Genomic DNA, 16,278 nt, shown 5'->3' with positions numbered 1-16,278 from the left:
TTACGGGTGATCGCCGGTCGCGACCGGGCGGTCGGGGTGGTTCGCCCACTGGCTCCACGATCCGCCGTAGAGCGCCGCGTCGATGCCGGCGAGGCTCAGCGCGAACGCGGCCTGCGCGGCCGACACCCCCGAGCCACAGCTGACGCCGACGGTCGTGTCGTCCGTGACGCCGAGCGCCGCGTAGCGCTCGCGCAGTTGCTCGGGCGAGAGGAAACGCCCGCGCTCGTCGACGTTGCCGCCCGTCGGCGCGTTGACCGCGCCGGGGATGTGCCCCGCCCGCGGGTCCATCGGCTCGACGTCGCCGCGGTAGCGCTCGGGCGCGCGCACGTCGAACAGGATCCCGGATGCCGGCAGTGCCGCCGCCTCGTCGATGTCCAGGCGCGGCAGGTGCCCCGGCGTCAGCGCGACGTCGCCGCGAGCCGCGTGCACGGGGCCCGACTCGAACGGCAGCCCGGCGTCTCGCCACGCCCCGAGGCCGCCGTCGAGCACGCGAACGTCCGGCACACCGGCATCCGTCAGCACCCACCAGGCGCGCGCGGCGCCGAACGTCTGCCAGTCGTCGTAGACCACGACGGTGTCGCCCGTGTCGACGCCCCAGCGCCGGGCGGCGGTCTGCAGGTCGGCGATGTCGGGGAGCGGATGCCGGCCGTCCTCCGGCGCGCCATGGGCGGCGAGCTCGTCGTCGAGACTCACGTACACCGCGCCGGGGATGTGACCCGCCTCGTAGTCGGCCCGGCCGTCGGGCCGGTCGAGCCGCCACCGCACGTCGAGTACCGTCAGCGGCGCGGCATCCCGCATCATCCGCTCGAGTTCATGGGGGTCGATCAATCGCGCGCGTGCCATGGCTCGACCCTACGACCGCCCGCGCCGCCGCCCCAGCGCCGAGCCGACGCGAGGTGCCGGCATCCACTCCCGATGGCGGCCGTTCGCGTCGGCTCGACGAGCCTCACAGCGCAACGAGGCCCCGAGCCGGAAGAGCTCGGGGCCTCGTTGACGCGAGCGCAGGGCGGAGCGCCCTGCCGCGGGCGGTCAGTCGCCCAGGATGCCGTCGACGAGGTCGTTCACGTCGGACGTCACGTCGCCGACGGTGCTGTCGACGTCGCCCGTGATGCCGTCGACGAGGTCGCCAGTCGTGTTGGTGACGTCGCTCGTGATGTCACCGGTCTCGGTGGTGACATCGTTCGTGACGTCGCCCACCTCACCGCTCACGTCCGGCGAGACGTCCGTGTTCGTCTCGGGCGAGACGTCGGTGTTCGGCGAGACGTCCGTGTCGTTGCCCGAGCCGACATCGTTGCCGTTGCCGACCTCGTTGCCCGAACCGACCGGGGCGTCGAGCGACGTGTCGTTACCCGATCCGATCGGTGCATCGACGCTGTTGCCGGAGCCGATGGGCGCGTCGTTGCCGGAGCCGATGTCGCCCGTCGAGATGTCGCCGACCGACAGCAGATCGCCGCCGTCGACGGATCCGCCCAGCAACTCGTTGATGTTGAGGACGTCGGTGAATGCTTCCGTCGCCGTCGTGGTGGTGGTGTCCTCGCTCTCGGCCGCGTTGGCCGGCAGGGCGAAGCCGGCGGTCAGGGCGACCGCCGCGAGTCCGGTGGAGCCGAGGACGAGGGTCCGCTTCAGGTTGGTACGCATGTGTCTGTTTTCCTTCCTTCAGTGCGGCTTTCGCACGACGGGTCATCCGGGGGGCACCGCGGATCGGATTGGCCGGGCTGAGCGGAATCGGCCTGGCCGGGTGCTCTCGCGCTCTCGAGATCCGCGTGTTCACGCGGGCAAGCGGCGGAACCTGGAAACTCCTTATGAGACGCGCCGAGGCGACCCGGATGGCGGGTCGGACTCGAAATGCGGAGTTCTCCCCCTTCCCCTCTCGCACCTCGCGCATAGCGTCGTGGCAGGAGGGGGCGCCATGGGCATGATGTTGCCGAACGAGCTGGTCTGGATCATGCAGAAGCTCGGTTTCGAGTGGCCGGACATCGACGAGGACGAGATCCGCCGCGCGGCGACGATCGTCCGGACGTTCGGCGGCGAGCTGGAGGGCGTCATCCAGTCGGTCGATCGAGTCGTCAACAACGATCTCGCCACTGCCCTCCGCGGCCAGACCGGACCCGCCACCGTCGCCGCGTGGACCACCACGCGCTCCCAGAACCTGCAGCGGCTCGTCGACATCATGCCGCCCGCCGCGACGGCGATGGATGTGGGGGCGGGCGTCGTCCTCGGACTCAAGATCAAGGTCATCGCCGACGTCACGACCACCGCGCTGGCTTTCATCGGGATGCTGACCAACCCGATCACCGCCGCCGGCGCGGGTCCCATGCTCATCATCAAGAAGAAGCTGCTCAACGCGGCCGTCGACACCGTCGTCGAAGAGCTGGTCGCACAGCTCGCACCCATGGTGATCGAGCCCCTCGCGGACGAGCTGCCCGCCATCATCGACGCGGTGCTCGACGCGCCGGTCGTCGAGGGCCAGGTCGGCGACTCGGATGAGTTCTACGCCGATCTGCAGGCCCTCGGCAACGCGCAGGCGGCCCTGAACACCCACAGCACCGATCTGCAGCAGCTCACGGGCAACTTCATCGCGGATCTCGCTTCCCTCGACTTCGGAGGAGACGCCTCATGAGCGCCGTCGGCCGCGCCGTCAAAGACTCCCTCGACGCGCTGCGCCGCGGCGCCGACGACCTGCACGTCCGCCTCGACACCGGCGTCACCCGCAAGATCGACACCCACCTCACCCTGACGAACAGCGACGTGGAGGTGCTCGACGGGAACACCGTCGACCTGGATGCCCCGACCGTTCCCCGGGTGCCGGTCATCCGCGACCAGGTGAATGCGTCGGCGGACGGACTTCATCGACCAGGGACGTCGGGCCCGCAGGTCCGGCGTTACGACGGGCTCATTCAGAACGTCGACGGGACGTGGACGGGGATCGAGGTGAAGAGCGGCTCGGCCACGCGCAACCCTGCACAGTTGCTCTTCGACACTACGGTCGGTCCGGACACCCCCGCGATCGCGAAGTTGCACGGCTCCGAGATTAGGATCGTGCGAGTGCTCCTGCAGGAGGTTCCGTGACGACGCCGACGCACATCGTGCAGCTCAACGGGTTCGCGCGCTCTCCCCTGGTGGACGTGGCCCGTCCGTACGAGGACCAGATTCGGTTCTCCGTCCGGCGGATGGACGGCGCGAAGCTGTGGGCGTACAGCCTCTGGCGTGCACCGGACGGGGCCGACCTGTTGGCGGAGATTCCGTTCTCCGAGGAGTACATCCAGTGCGCCGGGGATGCCGAGGGGGTGACCGTCGAGGTCCGCGTGGTCGACGAGGCGGGCACCGCCCACCAGTACACCGTCGGCAAGCCGACCGGCGGCGACGACGCGGAGCCGACCGAGACGATCCGCTGGGACGAGGGGCGACACAGCACGAAAGTGCACCCGCACGAGGTCTTCAGCCTCGACGAGGCCGCCGACCTCTTCGTCGCGTACTACCGCGACAACCACGTGCCCTCCGACCACACCCTGCGCGAGATCTGATCGTCGCCGAGCCGACGCCACCGGCATCCATCGCCACCCGATGACCGCCGTTCCTGTCGGGTCGAGACGAAAGAAGGACCCGTGACCACGCCGACGCACATCCTGCAGGAGAACGGCTCGAGCAGGTTCCCTCTGATCGACGCGCTCCGTTCTTTCGAGGACCAGATCCGGTTCACCCTGACGCAGATGGACGGCTCCTCCTTCTGGGCGCTCAGTCTGTGGCGTGCGCCCGACGGGGCCAACCTGCGCGCGAGCCTGCCTCACTCCGAGGAGTACATCCAGTGCGCCGGGGATGCCGAGGGTGTGACCGTCGAGGTCCGCGTGGTCGATGAGGCAGGCACGGCCCACCAGTACACCGTCGGCAAGCCGACCGGCGGCGACGAGTCGGAGCCGACCGAGACGATCCGGTGGGACGAGGGGCGACACAGCGCGAAGGTGCACCCGCACGAGGTCTTCACGCTCGACGAGGCGGCCGACCTCTTCGTCGCCTACTACCGCGACAATCACGTACCCGCCGACCACACACTGCGCGAGATCTGACCGTCGCCGAGCCGACGCCACCGGCATCCATCCCCTGCCGATGACCACCGTTCCCGTCGGGTCGAGGCGTCGCAGATGGTCGCGCGGCGGGTGGAGGCGGCGACCATCTGGGACGTCTCGCGAGCGCGGCGGAATGGGTCGTTCTCCCCATCGCCGTCGGGGTGACCGCTCGCTACTGTCGACGGCGGAGGTGGTACCCGTGGGGATGATGTTGCCGAATGAGCTGATCTGGATCATGGACAAGATGGGGCTGGAATGGCCCGACATCGACGAGGACGAGGTCCACAAGGCGGCCGACCTCGTGCGCGGCTACCGCGACGACATGGAGTCGATCATCCAGGCCGTCGACAGCCGCGTGAACGGCGACCTGGCCACGGCGCTGCAGGGCAACGCGGGCACGGCGCAGGTCGAGGGGTGGAACCGCAACCGTTCCGACAACATGCAGAAGCTGCTCGACGTGCTCGGCCCCGCGGCGACGGGCATAGACATCGCGGGCGGCATCGTCCTCGCGATGAAGATCAAGGTCATCGCCGAGGTGACACTCACGCTCATGCAGCTCGTCCCCCTGCTCGCCGCGGGTCCCTTCGGCGCCGGCGGCGCGGCGGTGCTGCTGCTCGCCCGCAAGAAGCTGCTCGCGATGGCGATGGAGGCGACGATCGAGCAGGGCATCAACGAGGTGCTGCCCCTCGCCGTCGAGCCGCTCGTCGAGCAGGTCCCGGTGATCGTCATGGCCCTCATGGACGCGCCCGTCGTCGAGGGCGCCGTCGGAGACGTCGACGAGTTCGAGGCCGACATCGAGGCGCTCGAGGCGGCCGCCGACGAGATGGACGCGCAGGCCGTCGACATCGAGGACCGCACCGATCGGCTGCTCGCGGACCTTGCCAACCTGCAGATCTCGGGAGACTGACATGACGATGAAGAGCCTCATGCGCGAGATCGTCGACGCCGTCGACGGCGCCGGCCGCGAGTTCAAGAAGGGATTCGGGAGCGCGTTCCGCAAGCGCGGCGGCAAGCACCGCGCCGACGCCGCCCGCATCCGCGGCACGGACCGGCGCAACGCCGCGGACGCCGGGAAGCACCGTCGCGACGCCCCAGTGGCCAGCCACGCCAAGAAGTACGACCTGCTCACCGACGTCACCCGCGGCCGTCAACAGCTCGGCCACACCGGACGCCACGCCGCGCCCGACTACAACGTCGCGAACGACCTCGGGACCTCGATCGGCAAGGCGGTGCGCGAGACCCCCGGCGAGGTGGGCAAGGAGGTGCTCGGCACGCCGAAGAAGATCCCCGGGCAGATCGTCGAGGAGCTGTACGAGGACGCCATCGGACAGGACAACCCGGATGCCTACGGGCAGACCAGCAGCGGGGACATGGAGTTCCTCGCCCCCGCCGGCGAGGCGGCCGAGCTGCGCCGCCTGAGCCGGGGCGCCCTCGAGCAGCGCTTCGACCTCCCGCCCGGCACGCTCGACGGCGCGACGTTCGAGGTCCGCCCCGTCCCCGGCACGAACTTCGTCACCCTCGACATCTCGCGCCCCGACAACTGACGCCGACCTCGAGCCGACGCCACCGGCATCCGTTCAAGGCGGATGACCGCCGTTCCCGTCGGCTCGAGGCGTCGCAGATGGTCGCGGCGGGTGCGGCGGGGCGACCATCTGCGACGTCTGCGACGTCTGCGACGTCTCGACGTCTCGGCGGCGGGTCAGCCGTGCAGCGCGCCGGGCGCGACGCCGAGCAGCGCGGCGAGCGCGCGGCGGGTGAGGTCGGCGCGCGAGGGATCGTCGCGCCAGCGAACGAGGCCATGGGCTCCGAGGCCGTCGATCATCGCGAGCAGGTGCCAGGCGACGGCATCCGCATCGACCTCGGCGAATTCGCCCCGCCCGGTTCCGCGCACGATCTCGGCCGCGAGCGCGCGCTGCCACGCGTCCATCTCGGCGCGTACGCGTGCGGCGAGCGCCTCGTTGCGGGCGCCGAGTGCCCAGCCCTGGACCCAGACGAGCGTGACGGCGCTCGGCTCATCCCCGAGGACGGTGTCGAGCAGGATGCCGAGCCGCGCCGTCGCGGCATCTTTCACCCTGATCGCGGCCACGACGGCGCGCAGCTCGTCCGCGACGACGGCGCCGAACGCCTCGGCGACGAGCGCGTCCATCCCGTCGGCGTGGTGCGCGACGAGTCCGGGGGCCACGCCGACGCGCGCGGCGACGGCGCGCAGCGTGACGGCGTCGAGACCGTCGGCGAGCGCGATCCCGCGCGCCGCGGCCGCGATCTCGTCGCGGCGTTCGGCGGGCGTCTTGCGCCGCCGGCGGACGGTTGACGTCTGCGTCATGGACTCGATACCCTCCCCTTGTTGATCAAACGATCAATAAGCTACCCGACACCCGAGGGAGACGCCATGGCCTGGCGGATGCCGAGCGAGACCGCCCCGCACGAGCGCACGTGGATGGCGTTCCCCCGAGAGGGTCTCACCCTGGGTGACACCGACGCCGAACGCGAAGAGGGGTACGCCACCTGGGCCGCCGTCGCGGCCGCCGTCGCGCGGTTCGAGCCGGTGACGATGGTCGTCGATCCGACCGAGACGGCGCGCGCACGCCGCATGCTCCCCGGCGAAGTGACGCTTTTCGAGGCCCCCGTCGACGAGTACTGGATGCGGGACCACGGCCCCACCTTCGTCGTCGACGACGAGCGCCCCGGCGTCCTCGGCGCGGTCGACTGGATCTTCAACGGCTGGGGTGCGCCCGACTGGGCGCAGTGGCAGGATTCCGCGGCGCACGCGCGCCTCATCGCCGCCGAGGTGGGCGCCGAGCTCGTCTCGTCCGTCCTCGTGAACGAGGGCGGCGGCATCCACGTCGACGGCGAAGGGACCGTACTGCTCACCGAGACCGTGCAGCTCGACCCGCGGAGGAACCCCTTCGCCGACCGCGCCCGCGTCGAGGCCGAGATGGCCCGCACGCTCGGTGCTGCGAAGGCGGTCTGGCTGAGCCGCGGCCTGACCCGCGACTACGACGAGTTCGGCACGAACGGGCACGTCGACATCGTGGCGACGATCCCCTCGCCCGGCCGCATCCTGCTGCACGATCAACGCGACCCGGCGCACCCCGACCACGCCGTCACCGCGCAGCTGCACACCGAGCTCAAGGGGCAGACGGATGCCGCCGGTCGCCGCTTCGAGATCGTGTCGCTCCCCGCCCCCGAGACCCTGACCGACGCCCACGGGCCGGTCGACTGGAGCTACGTCAACCACCTCGTCGTCAACGGCGGCGTGATCGCCTGCGGCTTCGGCGAGGAGAAGGCCGACGCGCAGGCCCGCACGATCCTGGCCGAGGCGTACCCGGGCCGAGAGGTCGTCACGGTCGACGCCCGCGGCCTGTTCGCCCGCGGCGGCGGCATCCACTGCATCACCCAGCAGCAGCCGGCGGTGACGGCATGATCGACGTCGTCGAGGCGCCGATCGCCGACCTGCGCGCCGCCCTCGAGTCCGGAGAAGCCACGGCGGTCGAGCTCGTGGACGCCTACCTCGCGCGCATCGACGCGTACGACGGGCCCGACACCGAGACGGCGTTGAACGCCGTCGTGGTCCGCAACCCAGACGCGCGAGCCGAGGCCGCGGCATCCGATGCGCGTCGCGCCCGCGGCGAGACCCTCGGACCCCTCGACGGCATCCCCTACACGGCGAAGGACAGCTACCTCGTGCGCGGGCTGACCGCCGCGGCCGGGTCGCCTGCCTTCGCCGACCTCGTCGCGCAGCGGGACGCGTTCACGATCGAGCGCCTGCGCGCGGGCGGCGCGATCTGCCTCGGCCTCACGAACATGCCCCCGATGGCGAACGGCGGCATGCAGCGCGGCGCGTACGGCCGCGCCGAGAGTCCGTATGACGCCGCGTGGCTGACCGCGCCGTTCGCGTCCGGCTCGTCCAACGGGTCGGGTACGGCGACCGCCGCGAGCTTCGCCGCGTTCGGCCTCGGCGAGGAGACGTGGTCGTCGGGTCGCGGCCCCGCGTCGAACAACGCGCTCTGCGCCTACACGCCCTCGCGCGGTGTCATCTCGGTGCGCGGCAACTGGCCGCTCGTGCCGACGATGGACGTCGTCGTGCCGCACACCCGCACGATGGCCGACCTGCTCGAGGTGCTCGACGTCATCGTCGCCGACGACACCGAGACCCGCGGCGACTTCTGGCGGGTGCAGCCGTGGGTGACGCTCCCCGCGGCGTCGCAGGTGCGGCCCGCGTCGTATCCCGCGCTCGCGGAGGGCGCCTCGCTCGCCGGGGTGCGTCTCGGCATCCCGCGGATGTACATCGGTGAGGACCCGGATGCCGGGACCGGCACGGGCATCGGCGGTCCGACGGGTCAGCGGATCGAGACCCGCCCGTCGATCCTCGCGCTGTGGCGTGCGGCCCGCGCCGACCTCGAAGCCGCGGGCGCGACCGTCGTCGAGGTCGACTTCCCCGTCGTGAGCCGGTACGAGGGCGACCGCGCGGGAGCCTCGACCATCCGCGACCGCGTCCCCGAGGGGTATCTGCAGCGCGAGATCGTCGACCTGTCGGCGTGGGCGTGGGACGACTTCCTCGCCGCCAACGGCGACCCCGCGCTCTCGACCCTCGCCGACGTCGACGGCGCGACGATCTTCCCGCATCCGCCCGGGGCGCTCCCCGACCGGTACACCGGCTTCGACGACGACATCGCCGAGTACCCCGACTGGGTGCGCGCGCATCCGGGCGCCGGGCTGGGCGACATGCCCGAGCTCGAGGAGGGTCTGCGTGCCCTCGAACGCGTCCGCCGCACCGACCTGGAGGAGTGGATGGATGCCGCCGGCCTCGACGCCGTCGTCTTCCCCGCCGTCGCCGACGTGGGTCCCGCCGACATGGACGTGAACCCGGTCTCGGCCGACCTCGGCTGGCGCAACGGCGTCTGGATCGCCAACGGCAACCTCGCGATCCGGCATCTCGGCATCCCGACCGTGACCGTGCCGCTGGGCACGATGACCGACACGCGGATGCCGGTGGGCCTCACGATCGCGGGCCGCGCCTACGACGACACCGCGCTGCTGCGCCTGGGCGTAGCCTTCGAACGTCTGGGCACCCGCCGGACCCGACCGCCGCGCACACCCGCGCTCCCCCGCTCGACCTCGGAGAACCGATGACCCAGCCCGCCCGTATGCACGACGTGACCGACGAGACCCGTCAGATCGTCGACCTCGTCCTCGACTACTCGCGGCAGCGGCTGCTGACGGACGACAATCCGCTCGACAAGCCGTTGCCGCCCGCCGAGCTCGCCCGCCTGGCCGGCGTGACGATCACCGAGCAGGGCATCGGGGCGCGCAAGGCGCTCGGCGTCTTCGAGCACGTGCTCGCTCCCGCGTGCATCACGACCGACGACCCGCGGTACCTGTCGTTCATCCCGAGCGCGCCGTCGAAGGCGGCTGCCGCGTTCGACCTCGTCGTCTCGGCGAGCGCGCTCTACGGCGGGTCCTGGCTCGAGGGCGCGGGCGCCGTCCACGCCGAGAACGAGGTGCTCCGGTGGCTCGCCGGCGAGTTCGGTCTGCCCGCGACGGCCGGCGGCGTCTTCGTGCAGGGCGGCACCCTCGGCAACCTGTCGGCGCTCGTGGCCGCACGCGAGACCGCGCGGGACCGCGGCATCCGTCCCGACCGCTGGCGCGTCGTCTGCTCCGCCGAGGCGCACTCGTCGATCGCGTCGGCGGCCCGTGTGATGGACGTCGAGGTCGTGCCCGTGGCTCCGGATGCCGGGGGTGTCCTGCACGGCGACGCGGTGCGCGCCGCCCTCGAGGAGCACGGCGACAGCGTCTTCGCCGTCGTGGCCACCGCGGGCTCGACGAACTTCGGGATCGTCGACGACGTCGCCTCGGTCGCCGAGGTGACCCGCGAGTTCGGGGCGTGGCTGCACGTCGACGGCGCCTACGGCCTCGCGGCTGCACTCTCACCCGAGGCCCGGCACTACTTCGCCGGCATCGAGCACGCCGACTCGCTCATCGTCGACCCGCACAAGTGGCTGTTCGCCCCGTTCGACGCGTGTGCGCTGCTGTACCGCGACCCCGAGCTCGGCCGTCGCGCGCACACGCAGCACGCGGAGTACCTCGACACCCTCACCGAGACGAGCGACTGGAGCCCGTCGGACTTCGCCGCGCACCTCACGCGACGGGCCCGCGGACTGCCGCTGTGGTTCTCGCTCGCGACCTACGGCGCCGAGGTCTACCGCGAGGCGATCACGTGTTCCATCTCGCTCGCCGAGCGCATCGCCGCCGAGATCGAGTCGCGCGAGGAGCTCGAACTCGTGCGCCGTCCGCAGTTGAGCGTCGTCGTCTTCGAGCGGCGCGGCTGGAGCAAGGACGACTACACGGCCTGGTCGAACCGCCTGCTCGACGACCAGCACGCCTTCGTCACCCCGTCCAGCCACGCCGGCCGCACGAACGCCCGATTCGCGATCCTCAACCCCCGCACGACGTTCGAGGACCTCGTCGGGATCTTGGACACGATGCGCTGACACGATGCGCTGACGCCCGGCATCCGCTCCCCCATCCACAACGACGTACGGAGGAACCCATGGCAGCATCCGAGACCGAGCTGCAGGCGATGGCCCGCGACCACCTGTGGCTGCATTTCGCGCGGCAGTCGTCGATGACCGAGGGGGCGGGCGTCCCGATCATCGTCAAGGGCGAGGGGCACCACATCTGGGATGCGAGCGGCAAGAAGTACATCGACGGGCTGTCGGGTCTTTTCGTCGTCGCCGCGGGGCACGGCCGTGCCCGGCTGGCTCAGGCGGCGGCGCGGCAGGCCGAGGAGCTCGCGTTCTTCCCCATCTGGTCGTACGCGCATCCGTCCGCGATCGAGCTCGCCGACCGCCTCGCGCACCTCGCCCCCGGCGATCTGAACCGCGTGTTCTTCTCGACCGGCGGCGGCGAGGCGGTCGAGACGGCGTTCAAGCTCGCCAAGCAGTACTGGCGGCTGCAGGGCAAGCCCACGAAGCACAAGGTGATCTCGCGTTTCGTCGCCTACCACGGCACGCCGCAGGGCGCGCTGGCGATCACGGGGCTGCCCGCCATGAAGTCGATGTTCGAGCCGGTGACCCCGGGCGGATTCCGCGTGCCGAACACGAACTGGTACCGCGCCGCCGAGCAGGGCTTCACCGGCACCACCCCTGAGGAGTACGGGACCTGGGCGGCAGACCGCATCGAGGAGGCGATCCTCTTCGAGGGAGCCGACACTGTCGCGGCGGTCTTCCTCGAACCGGTGCAGAACTCGGGTGGATGCTTCCCGCCGCCGCCCGGCTACTTCGCGCGCGTCCGCGAGATCTGCGACCGGCACGACGTGCTGCTCGTCTCGGATGAGGTGATCTGCGCGTTCGGCCGCCTGGGCGAGTGGTTCGGTGCCGACCGCTACGGCTACCAGCCCGACATGATCACGTTCGCGAAGGCCGTCACGAGCGGGTACTCGCCGCTCGGCGGCACGATCGTCAGCGACCGCATCCATGAGCCGTTCTCGCACGGGACGACGTCGTTCCCGCACGGGTACACGTTCGGCGGGCACCCCGTCTCGACGGCGGTGGCGATGGAGAACCTCGACATCTTCGAGGAGGAGGGGCTGCTGCAGAACGTCCGCGAGAACTCGCCCGTCTTCCGCGCGTCGCTCGAGCGGCTCCTCGACCTGCCGATCGTCGGCGACGTCCGCGGTGACGGCTACTTCTTCGGCATCGAGCTGGTGAAGGACAAGGCGACGAAGCAGACCTTCGACGCCGCCGAATCCGAGCGCCTGCTGCGCGGCTTCCTCTCGAAGGCGCTGTTCGACGCGGGTCTCTACTGCCGCGCCGACGACCGCGGCGACCCCGTCATCCAGCTCGCCCCGCCCCTCACCATGGGGCCGGCCGAGTTCGCTGAGATCGAGGGGATCCTGCGGAGCGTGCTGACCGAGGCATCCGCTCGGCTCTGAATCGCCGAGCCGGGCTCACGCGATGACGTTGCGTCGCGTGAGCTCGGGCTCGCGGGGCGGCACGAGCCAGTTCACGGCCGCGATCCCGAGCGGCAGGGCGACGGCGAGCGCCCCGAGCAGCCACCACGGGATGTCGGCGAGGTTCATCGGCTCCCCGGACGTCTGCGACTGCAGCCAGAACCCGATCGGTGGAAGGATGCCGGCGGCCGCCCCCGCGAACGTGCCGAACCCGGCGATCACGAGCCCCTGCCACAACCCGATGCGACGCCGGAGTCCCGGCGTGCCGCCCACGGCGGCGAGGGTCGCGTCGTCGGGCCGACGCTCGAACCGCGCGAGCCCGAGCGCGACGGCGCTCGCGCCGAGCACGAGGACGGCGACGGCCGCGAGCAGCGGGACGAGCCAGGCAGCGGGGCTCGGCGGGCCGGTCTCCACGGAAACGTAGACCGAGTGGTCGTTGGTCGTCAGGCTGTCCCCCAGCGCGTACGCCCGATCCCAGTTCCGATACGGGGAGTCCTCGGGCATCGCCGCGAACAGGGCCGTCGGCTCCAGGTTCAGGCCGAGCTCCTCAGCGGCAGACGGATGCAGCACAACGCTCAGCGGCTGATCCGGCGCGTCGAGCGCGATCGCGGGGAGGGTCGTCCGCCACTGCGGCTCGGCGAACGCGGCATCGTTCGCTGGAGCGAAGATGTTGTCCGGCGCCTTGCCCGTCGCCCATTCCTGCTCGGTCCACGCGGCGACGTCGATGCGTCCATCGGTGATCAGGTCGCTGTCAGTGATCAGCGCAGCGCCCTGCTCGAACGCCCTCTTGTCGGCGGCGCTCAGTTCGACCCCCATCACGGTCGGAACGTCCGACGCGTCCATCACGGCGATGTTGTTGGTCGGATCGTCGAAGACTCCCGACCATCCCTGATCGGTGTCGTCCCCGCTGAGCAGGTTCCGCTGGGGAACCATGACGGTCGCCCGCACAGCGTCGCCGGGGATGACCTCCTCGCCGCTCCAGTACAGCTGGTATTGGCGCTGCACGAGCGCGGTCGCCGTCGCCCCCGCCTGCTCGAAGGCGTCGCGGACGTCCTCGAACACGGCGAGCCGTACGGTCGGGTCGAGCTGGTCCCCGTCCATGCTCGACACGTCGGCGGTCACGGTCCCGATCGGCGCGGAGTAGTCCCACGTCCGCACCTGCGTCCCGGCCGACATCATCCCGACCCCGACCGCGAACACGCCGACGAACACCGTGGCGCCGATGGCCGCGAACGCCGGCACCGTCCGAGCGCCGTTCGCGACCGCATCTCGCGACGCCATCCGCGCCGCTATGCCGAACCGAGACAGCAGCCGTGAAGCCAGCCAGAGCAGCCACCGCCCGGAGATGAGGATGCCCACCTGCGCCAGGACGGGCCCCGCGATGATGCCCACAACGGGGAGCCACCGGAAGGGCGAGTCCCAGGGGAGCATCGTGTCCGCAGCGACGGCCGCTGCCGCCACGCCGCAGAGGATCGTGACGACGACGCCGACGAGGATCAGCAGCGATCCCCACAGCGGCCGCGCAGCATTCACCCGCTGGGGACGACGTGCTCCGCGAAGCGCGCTGATCGTGTCCGATCGCCCGACGGACCGGGCGGGCACGAATGCGGACGCCGTCCCGACGAGCGTCGAGAAGAGCAGGATGCCGATGAGGATGACCCAGGGCACATGGAAGCCCCAGAACTGCATCGCCGAGCCGGTGTCCGTCAGCCGCATCACGACGGCCGCCAATCCGACGCCGGCGGCGAGCCCCACGCCGCCGGCGACGAGACCGAGCACCGTCCCCTGGAGGAGGACGATTCTGCGCACGTCCCGCGTGTCGGCACCCACGCTGGCCGCGATAGCGAGAGCACGCTGCTGTCGCCGCGCACTCACCGCGAAGGCCGCTCCAGCGAGCATCACCACCATGTAGGCGGCCGCGAGGCCACCCGCGCCCAGGCCCGCTGCCAGGGCGAGCAGTCCTTGCTCTTCCGCTGTCGCCGCGGTGTACACCTGAGAACCGTCCGGCCAAGAGAACGCCGGTGGGTCGAGGACCACCTCGCGCGAGTAGACCCCGATGCCCTGCTCGTTCAACTTCCGGATCTCCGTCCACGACAGGGAGGTCTCGGGCAGGTACCAGGTCGCCCCCTCGAAGCGGTCCGCGTCCGGGAAGGCGACAGCGCTCTCGGTATCGGCGAGCTCCGCGGCATCGAAGGTGCCGACGATCCGAAGGACGTCATCCGAGTCGACCAGGCGCAGCTCTCCGCCCACCCGCGCCCCCACACGATCGAGTGTCGCGGTGGTCACCATGACCTCGCCGTCGCCGTTCGGCGCGTTCCCCGAGACCATGTCGAAACGACCCGTGAACCGAGGATCCCCGATGTCGCCCGCCCAGGCCCGGATCGCCGCGATCCCCGCGCTCGTCTGGACGCGCTCGCGTCCCTGCGACACCTCGATCGTCTCGGTCCCCGCGGGCAGCGCGGAGGTGGGGTCCGATAACGGTTCCCCCTCTGCCTCGGAGGTCCACTCCGGCCCTGTCCCGTACCCGTACGAGTACGGCTCGTCCGGCGCCTGCCAGAACCCCGCATCGGGGACGCCGATCGGCTCCACCCAGCCCTGCATCTCTCCGAGTTGCACCGCCACGCGCTCCGCCGGTGTCGCGATCATGCTCGCGACGTACACCGCGACCCCCGCCATCCCCGCGATCGGTAGCGCGATGAGCGTCATGATGAGCAGCGACGACACCCACGCGCGGCGCACCTGGCGCCGAGCGATGCGCACGGCGACGCGCACCCGCGCCGTGCGCGACGGCGTGGGCCGCTCGGCGCGGCGGCGCGCCCCGGCATCCGCTCGGGGCCGGTCCTGCACCGCGGTCATCGCGTGCCCGACAGCAACGCGTCCGCGCCGTGACGCTGCGACTCGTCGACGATGCGACCGTCGCGGAGGAACACGATGCGGTCCGCCCACGCCGCATGGCGCGGCTCATGGGTGACGAGGATGCCGGCGGCCCCCTGGTCGACGCGGTGGCGGATCATCTTCATGACCGCCTCCCCCGTGGCCGAGTCGAGCGCACCGGTCGGCTCGTCGGCGAGGATCAGTCGGCGGCCGCCGACCACCGCGCGGGCGATCGCGACGCGCTGCTGCTGACCGCCCGACAGGTCGTCGGGGTAGGCGTCCACCTTGTCCTCGAGACCGACCGAGGCGAGCGCATCCCGACCCGCACGGCGCGCCACTCGGGCCCGGAAGCCGTCGAGCTCGAGCGGCAGCGTCACGTTCTCGACGGCCGTGAGGGTCGGGATGAGATTGAAGTCCTGGAAGACGAATCCCAGGGAGCGCCGCCGGAGCTGCGCGAGATCGCGACGTGTCGCCGTCGAAAGGTACGTCCCCTCGACGACGACTTCGCCGCTGGTGGGCTTCTGCAACCCGCCCGCGATCGACAGGAGCGTGGATTTGCCCGAACCGGACGCTCCCATGATCGCGACGAGCTCCCCCTTGTCGACCGTCAAATCGACGCCCGACAGTGCCGAGACGCTCGTCTCGCCCTCGCCGTACTGCTGCGTGACCCCCACCAGCTGCAGGACGGCGGCGCTCACCGCACGACCGCCTCGGCGTTGCCCGTCTCGGATCTGGCAGGCCTTCCCCGCTTGGGTGTCTCGGTGGACAGCTCCAATCCCATCGTGTGGTGAGGATGCCGCGCGAGCCGCTGCTCGGTGTGGTCGAGCCATCGCACCTCGGCCTCGGCGGAGAAGATCATCGAATCGACCACGAGCGACCAGGCGAGTTCCTCGGGGCCGTCGGGGTTCGCACCGGCGTACTTGGCGCGGTTCAGTTCCTGCAGCTGCCGCAGCGACGCAGAGCGCTGCCGTTGGATCACGGCGGCCAGGTCGACCCCCGGCAGGGTGGCGGCGACGGCGAGCTTGATCGCCAGCTCGTCGCGGGTGCCCTGCGAGCGCTCGACGGGAGCGTCGAGCCACGCGCGGACCTCGGCGGATCCGGCATCCGTGATCTGCCAGTAGACGTGACCCTGCTCGTCGACGTCACCCTTCTCGACCAGGCCGTCGCGCTCGAGGCGGTCGAGCGTGTTGTAGATCTGACCCACGTTGAGGGGCCAGGTCGACCCGGTGCGGCGGTCGAACTCCGCCCGCAGCTGGTAGCCATAGCAGGGACCCTGATCCAGGATCGCCAACAGGCTCGAACGTACCGACATCGGGACTCCTCGCTGCATACCGGGTATGTGTTTTCTGAGTATATGCATACTCGGCAACGCCGCCGCAAGGACGCCGC

The 16,278-nt window shown here is 71.1% G+C and carries 16 protein-coding genes; 10 read left to right on the top strand and 6 right to left on the bottom strand.

The window, feature by feature from the left end; genetic code table 11:
- Positions 1-843: a sulfurtransferase gene (locus AYL44_RS13745; RefSeq protein WP_064003836.1), complete on the bottom strand. Its 843-nt coding sequence runs from the start codon at positions 841-843 to the stop codon at positions 1-3.
- A 186-nt stretch (positions 844-1,029) separates the two neighbouring features.
- Positions 1,030-1,638, bottom strand: a complete 609-nt coding sequence (locus AYL44_RS13740; protein ID WP_064003835.1) for a hypothetical protein — start codon at positions 1,636-1,638, stop codon at positions 1,030-1,032.
- Between the two features lie 271 nt (positions 1,639-1,909).
- Here AYL44_RS13740 and AYL44_RS13735 point away from each other — a divergent pair, with 271 nt between their 5' ends.
- The 6 genes from AYL44_RS13735 (at position 1,910) to AYL44_RS13710 (ending at position 5,608) form a co-directional block, all read left to right on the top strand.
- On the top strand, positions 1,910-2,620 hold the full coding sequence (locus tag AYL44_RS13735) for a hypothetical protein (protein ID WP_231872815.1): 711 nt from the start codon (positions 1,910-1,912) through the stop codon (positions 2,618-2,620).
- A complete protein-coding gene (locus AYL44_RS13730; protein ID WP_064003834.1) occupies positions 2,617-3,069 on the top strand; it encodes a hypothetical protein in 453 nt (150 codons plus the stop codon). The genes AYL44_RS13735 and AYL44_RS13730 overlap by 4 nt, the downstream gene beginning before the upstream one ends.
- A complete protein-coding gene (locus tag AYL44_RS13725; RefSeq protein WP_064003833.1) occupies positions 3,066-3,524 on the top strand; it encodes a hypothetical protein in 459 nt (152 codons plus the stop codon). The genes AYL44_RS13730 and AYL44_RS13725 overlap by 4 nt, the downstream gene beginning before the upstream one ends.
- Before the next feature lie 81 nt (positions 3,525-3,605).
- Complete coding sequence (locus tag AYL44_RS13720; RefSeq protein ID WP_064003832.1) at positions 3,606-4,064, top strand: hypothetical protein; 459 nt, start codon at positions 3,606-3,608, stop codon at positions 4,062-4,064.
- Between the two features lie 205 nt (positions 4,065-4,269).
- The gene (locus tag AYL44_RS13715; protein WP_064003831.1) at positions 4,270-4,971 is read left to right on the top strand and encodes a hypothetical protein; all 702 of its coding nucleotides are present in this window, start codon (positions 4,270-4,272) and stop codon (positions 4,969-4,971) included.
- A 1-nt stretch (position 4,972) separates the two neighbouring features.
- On the top strand, positions 4,973-5,608 hold the full coding sequence (locus tag AYL44_RS13710) for a hypothetical protein (RefSeq protein ID WP_064003830.1): 636 nt from the start codon (positions 4,973-4,975) through the stop codon (positions 5,606-5,608).
- Positions 5,609-5,763: 155 nt separating this feature from the next.
- Here AYL44_RS13710 and AYL44_RS13705 read toward each other — a convergent pair whose 3' ends face one another.
- Positions 5,764-6,387, bottom strand: coding sequence for a TetR/AcrR family transcriptional regulator (locus AYL44_RS13705; protein WP_064003829.1), 624 nt, complete (start codon positions 6,385-6,387; stop codon positions 5,764-5,766).
- A gap of 66 nt (positions 6,388-6,453) precedes the next feature.
- Here AYL44_RS13705 and AYL44_RS13700 point away from each other — a divergent pair, with 66 nt between their 5' ends.
- Genes AYL44_RS13700 through AYL44_RS13685 form a run of 4 tightly spaced genes read left to right on the top strand, consistent with a single transcriptional unit; the run spans position 6,454 to position 11,997 of the window.
- The gene (locus AYL44_RS13700; protein ID WP_064003828.1) at positions 6,454-7,488 is read left to right on the top strand and encodes an agmatine deiminase family protein; all 1,035 of its coding nucleotides are present in this window, start codon (positions 6,454-6,456) and stop codon (positions 7,486-7,488) included.
- Positions 7,485-9,197: an amidase gene (locus AYL44_RS13695; RefSeq protein WP_064003827.1), complete on the top strand. Its 1,713-nt coding sequence runs from the start codon at positions 7,485-7,487 to the stop codon at positions 9,195-9,197. Before AYL44_RS13700 ends, AYL44_RS13695 begins: the two co-directional genes overlap by 4 nt.
- Entirely contained in the window at positions 9,194-10,555 is a 1,362-nt protein-coding gene (locus AYL44_RS13690) for a pyridoxal phosphate-dependent decarboxylase family protein (RefSeq protein WP_064003826.1), read from the top strand. The genes AYL44_RS13695 and AYL44_RS13690 overlap by 4 nt, the downstream gene beginning before the upstream one ends.
- Before the next feature lie 59 nt (positions 10,556-10,614).
- Positions 10,615-11,997 (top strand): aspartate aminotransferase family protein, encoded by a 1,383-nt coding sequence (locus AYL44_RS13685; protein ID WP_064003825.1) that lies wholly within the window; start codon positions 10,615-10,617, stop codon positions 11,995-11,997.
- A 15-nt stretch (positions 11,998-12,012) separates the two neighbouring features.
- Here the strand turns inward: AYL44_RS13685 and AYL44_RS13680 are convergent, their stop codons facing one another.
- Genes AYL44_RS13680 through AYL44_RS13670 form a run of 3 tightly spaced genes read right to left on the bottom strand, consistent with a single transcriptional unit; the run spans position 12,013 to position 16,201 of the window.
- The gene (locus tag AYL44_RS13680; RefSeq protein WP_064003824.1) at positions 12,013-14,871 is read right to left on the bottom strand and encodes an FtsX-like permease family protein; all 2,859 of its coding nucleotides are present in this window, start codon (positions 14,869-14,871) and stop codon (positions 12,013-12,015) included.
- A complete protein-coding gene (locus AYL44_RS13675; protein WP_064003823.1) occupies positions 14,868-15,587 on the bottom strand; it encodes an ABC transporter ATP-binding protein in 720 nt (239 codons plus the stop codon). Before AYL44_RS13675 ends, AYL44_RS13680 begins: the two co-directional genes overlap by 4 nt.
- The gene (locus AYL44_RS13670; protein ID WP_064003822.1) at positions 15,584-16,201 is read right to left on the bottom strand and encodes a PadR family transcriptional regulator; all 618 of its coding nucleotides are present in this window, start codon (positions 16,199-16,201) and stop codon (positions 15,584-15,586) included. The genes AYL44_RS13675 and AYL44_RS13670 overlap by 4 nt, the downstream gene beginning before the upstream one ends.
- Positions 16,202-16,278: the final 77 nt, after the last annotated feature.

Source organism: Microbacterium oleivorans (assembly GCF_001644225.1).
GTDB lineage: Bacteria > Actinomycetota > Actinomycetes > Actinomycetales > Microbacteriaceae > Microbacterium > Microbacterium gawkjiense.
The sequence above is the reverse complement of the archived record's forward strand: the minus strand, read 5'-3'. Positions and strand labels throughout refer to the sequence as shown.